The following is a 5,149-nucleotide window of genomic DNA, read 5'->3' on the forward strand; positions in this document are numbered from 1 at the left end:
ATAATGGATAGTGAACTTTCTTTTATTTTGAGTCCCTAAATAATAGAATAGTTGAATATATAAATTCATTTGTATGAATAAATCTGCAATAGATATTGACAAAATATTTAAATGCTATTATCGTCCATTATGTTTATATGCATTACATTATGTTCATAATACTGATATTTCTGAAGATATAGTGCAAGATAGTTTCTTTTCTTTATGGGAGAGAATAAATAGTGTTGAAATAGAGAATGTCAAAGCATACCTTTATAAAACAGTACGAAATCGTAGTTTGGATTATCTGAAAGAGAATTCGATTTATGAGACAAACCTTTCTCCATTTGATTTGGAAGATATTCTGACCGATGAAGAGGCAGAAGAACGTTCGCTTGCAGAAGCTCGAATGTGGACGATTATTGATACTCTTTCAGAACGTTGTCGAGAAGTATTTTTACTGAATAAGCGTGATGGCATGAAGTATAAAGAAATTGCGGACAGACTACACATTTCTGTAAATACGGTAGATAATCATATTAGTAAAGCTCTTCGGCTGATACGCGAAGGTGCGCAAAAGATTTATATTTTCTTATTTAACTAATCTTTACTATTCCTTTATAGTGAATTTTTTTATTGTAACAGTCATAGTTACGAGAAATAAAGATTGAAAAGTATGGGAAATTTAGAAGAAAAATGTCTTCGCTTTGTTTTGCATTATTATCAGAAAAATAAATTGGATACGCAAAAAGCATTAAAAGATTTTAAAGACAAACATCAAATATCGGAGTGTAATAAAAATATCGCACGTTTTTGGTGGGTATTTACCGGTGTTGCGGCCGCAATATTCATAGTGCTTTTTATGCAATATCAATTTTATGAGGAAAAAGAATGGACGGAAGTAACAGCCGATTCTCATTCAGTAGTTTATCTTCTTCCGGATAGTTCTTCCGTTATTTTATTTCCTCATTCTTCTATTCGTTTTTATTCTGAAAGTTATCGGCTTTCTTGTCGTGAGGTACAAATGAGAGGAAGGGTATCATTTTCTGTCAAACATGATATTTCACGTCCGTTTACCGTAAAAGGGGAACTATCTCAAGTTAAAGTTTTGGGTACTTGTTTCACAATAGATGAAAGTCGGATCGATACGGCGTTTATTCGGGTTGACTCAGGAAAAGTTCAATTTTCGATTATCGGGCAACCTGATACACTGATATTGACAGAGGGGATGACAGTGGAGGCCGTTAAAGGTCAGCATAAACTGCAAGTGATGAAACGCTCGATGACAGGTAATTTTATATTTGATAACACACCGTTATCTGTAGTACTTGACGAGCTATCGAGATATTATAAGGTACGACTGGCTGTTGACTATCCGAATAAGCGACTGACTGCCAATTTTAGATCAAAAAGTTTGGATGAGATTATTGAGATCATAGAGAAAGTATTGAACGTGAATATTGAAAAGGTAAGATGATGAAATTCATAATGACTGTGATTTTATTGTACGCATGCCTGAGTATAAATGCCCAACAAAGTACGACAGAAATGAAAAAAATCATAGATGCTATGCAAGATATGTATCATGTAAATTTTGTATATGATTCTTCTTTGGCAAATATTAAACCGAAAAGTGCTCCTTTGTCAGGTAGTTCGTTAGTCGAAAATTTAAAAAGAGTATTCAGTGGTATTGGCATACAATGGGAAATTCGGGATGAATATGTTTTACTATTCCGCCAAGATAGTTATACTTTTTCTGGATATGTATGTCAGGAAAATGGAGAAACACTCATTAATGTGACGATATTTGACATGAATACAAAAAAAGGAACGTTAAGTAATGAACATGGTTTCTTCAGTATAACATTGCCGAAAGGGAAACATAATATACGTTTTTCTTATATAGGTTATCAAGATGTTATAAAGGAATTGAATTTAAATTCAAATTATAACGGCATTGTTTATATGAAAGAAGGTGTTGCTTCATTGTCCGAAATAGAAGTAATAGGAGATTTGAATTCACCTTTTCATACGACACAAACAGGAAAAGTGTCGCTGACCTCAGAACAATTGAATGCAGAATTTTCGTTATTAAGTTCTCCTGATCTTGTGAAAACTCTTCAAACTATCCCTGGTGTATCTGCCGGGACAGAACTCCTTTCTGGAATGTATGTGCATGGCGGTAAAAACGATGAGAATCTTTTTTTGCTTGACGGAACACCCCTTTATCAAATTAACCATTTGGGAGGTCTGTTTTCGGCCTTTAATACGGATATTGTCAAGAATGTAGATTTCTATAAAAGTGGTTTCCCTGCCCGTTATGGAGGCAGGCTATCTTCAGTAGTCGATGTTCGTACCAAAGAGGGAGACATGAAAGAATTTCATGGGAATTTTTCTCTGGGTTTACTTGATGGTAGAATTCAATTTGAAGGTCCTATAATAAAAAACAAGACATCGTTTAATGTTGCTATGAGAAGAAGTTGGACAGATCTTTTTACTGCTCCTATATTTTTTGTACTTAACCGTTCTAATCCTAAAGACAAGAAGAATTTGCGTTATGCCTTTCATGATATCAACGGGAAAATTACTCACCGATTTTCGGATAGAAACAAACTGTCGCTCAGTATATATTCCGGCAATGATTTATTGAAAGTGAAAGCTCGGCAGATCTTTGAAGGAAGTATTATGAATGCAGATAAGGAACATTATAATTCAGATTTTAAAGTGACATGGGGGAATTTGACTGCTGCTTTGGCTTGGAACTATCAGTTCACTTCTAAATTGTCAGGAAATTTTACCGCTGTATATGCACGTAATACTTCTATGTATGACTATGTAGAAGATGATTGCTATTTTAGTGATAAGGATCAGATTTATATGAATCGGAGAGAGAGATTCAATCACTCTTCGATAAATGATATTGGTTATCGTATAGAGTTTGATTATCGTCCCGGAGTGAATCATCATATCCGTTTTGGTAATAATTATTTATACCATATTTATCATCCTCAAAATATAGCGTCTCGAAATCTGACAGAAAAATATTCGGATATTGATACTATATCGCTGGAAAGTGCAAGTCGTTATAGAGGTGGTGAAGTTTCTTTCTATATTGAAGATGAAATGCGACTGACACAAAGGATAAAAGCCAATGCCGGCTTGCATTATGCGGTCTATCAGACAGATGGGAGATATTATCATTCTTTCGAACCGAGAGTAGCTATGAGTTATCAATGTGCAGATCGAGTTGCTGTAAAAGCATCTTATGCTGAGATGAGCCAATTCGCACATCAATTATCGAATACTTATCTTAATCTTCCGACTGATAGTTGGGTACCATCTACACGAAAAGTGCCTCCTATGCATTCAAGACAACTTGCTGCCGGAGTGTATGTAGAATTGCCTTTACATATTAGTTTGAACATAGAAGGGTATTATCGTACTACAAGTCAATTGCTTGAATATGATGGAGGAAATAGTTTGATGCTTCCGGCCGATAATTGGGATAATCTGGTGAAAACGGGTAAAGGAAAGTCTTATGGTATGGAACTGTTTTTAGAATATAGAAACCGGAATAATATTATTGAAGCTGGATATACATTATCATGGAGTAAACAAAAATTTGAAGATTTTTGTCCGGATTGGTATTACAGTAAGTTTGACAATCGTCATAAATTTAATCTCTTATTCCGTCATAAATTCAGCGGTCATATAGATATTTATGCCGCATGGACATATCGTAGCGGAGATAGAGCTACTGTTCCTACTCAATATGTGAATGGTCCGTCTTTTCCGAATGTACCCGGTTCGAGTGAACCGGAACTGATTTATGAAAGGCCGAACAATATCACATTGCCGGCATATCATCGTCTTGATCTGGGTATGAACTTCCACCATATAACAAAAAGAGGATTTGAGCGTATTTGGAATATCAGTGTTTACAATGCTTATTGCCGGATGAATGCATTTTATACTCGAATAGAACGTTTACCGAGTGGTGGTTTCAGAGGCAAGGCGATAGGAATCTTTCCTATAATCCCTTCATTCAGTTACACATTAAAGTTTTAAACGCATGAGGTATTTATATTTTGTCATATTATTTTTTTGTGTATTTCTGTTTTCATCTTGCACATATCACTTTAAGTTGGATGATATTATAGAGTCTCCTAAATTGGTACTATATTGTTATCCGGGAAGTGGCGATACGACTATTGTACATTTGTCACGCAGCCTTCCTGTTAGTCAGAAAGGAGAACTTAGTCAAGGATTGAAAGCTGCGAATGTCCTTATTTCGGTAAATGATGAGACAATGCATTTTTCATGGACGAATGATTCTATACCGGGTATTCCGGCTCAAAGTTATTATGTGGTAAAGAAATACAAAGATGGGGATAAAATAAATATAACGGCATCTGCCGACGGTATGAAGACTGTCTCTGCTGCAACGATTATTCCGAAACCATTTCCTTTAAAGTCGGTCGATTTGATTAGAAAAGAAACTGATATGGATAAACTTCAGTTTCAGATACATTTCGATGACGATGCAAGCACAAAAGATTATTACGCTATGAGAATTGAGTATAAACAGATGTATTGGAGTAATGGAAATTATTCAGAATCGATTAGCCCGATAGTGTTTGATTTGGATGATGAGCCTTTATTGAATAACTCTTCGGGATTGGATGATATACTGATGAATGAGAATGATTTTTATCAAAATCTATATTATTGGGATGATACTAAAATTCAGGGTAAAAGCTATACATTTAGGTTAAATACCTATTATATGGCAGACTATGAGGATGATTTCATTACTCCCGACGGATATGAACATATTGTTTGTAAAACGAAATATCGGGTTATTTTATATAGCCTTTCTGAAGAGTTTTATAAATTTTTGAAATCGCTAAATGAACAGAAAAATAATGGACTGGGGCATTCTGAGTTAGCTCCCATACGGGCTACTTATACAAATGTTATAAATGGTATAGGAGTCGTGGGTGGTTGTAGAATTCTCCGAACGCAATGGATCGACAATTTAAAAGATGACTGAATAAAATAGAGTCAGATGTTGTCATTAGGTATAATTGCCTATTTTTTAGTGAAAATTTAGATCTATCTGAGGATTTGGATTCGGAAAGTTTAATTTGAATGGATATATTCTTTATGT

4 protein-coding genes are annotated in these 5,149 nt (G+C 34.7%); all 4 read left to right on the forward strand.

All coding sequences use genetic code 11. The annotated features are described in order from the left end of the window. The first annotated feature begins 73 nt into the window (after nt 1-73). The 4 genes from AC1WHX_RS10275 to AC1WHX_RS10290 all read left to right on the forward strand — a co-directional run bounded on the left by AC1WHX_RS10275 (nt 74) and on the right by AC1WHX_RS10290 (nt 5,032). The gene (locus AC1WHX_RS10275; protein WP_009316848.1) at nt 74-583 is read left to right on the forward strand and encodes an RNA polymerase sigma-70 factor; all 510 of its coding nucleotides are present in this window, start codon (nt 74-76) and stop codon (nt 581-583) included. Between the two features lie 72 nt (nt 584-655). Further along, on the forward strand, nt 656-1,456 hold the full coding sequence (locus AC1WHX_RS10280; RefSeq protein WP_022389733.1) for a FecR family protein: 801 nt from the start codon (nt 656-658) through the stop codon (nt 1,454-1,456). After that, entirely contained in the window at nt 1,456-4,047 is a 2,592-nt protein-coding gene (locus AC1WHX_RS10285; protein WP_303115498.1) for a TonB-dependent receptor, read from the forward strand. Before AC1WHX_RS10280 ends, AC1WHX_RS10285 begins: the two co-directional genes overlap by 1 nt. Before the next feature lie 76 nt (nt 4,048-4,123). After that, the gene (locus tag AC1WHX_RS10290) at nt 4,124-5,032 is read left to right on the forward strand and encodes a DUF4249 domain-containing protein (protein ID WP_022599390.1); all 909 of its coding nucleotides are present in this window, start codon (nt 4,124-4,126) and stop codon (nt 5,030-5,032) included. Nucleotides 5,033-5,149: the final 117 nt, after the last annotated feature.

The sequence above is a fragment of the Coprobacter sp. genome, assembly GCF_982436375.1.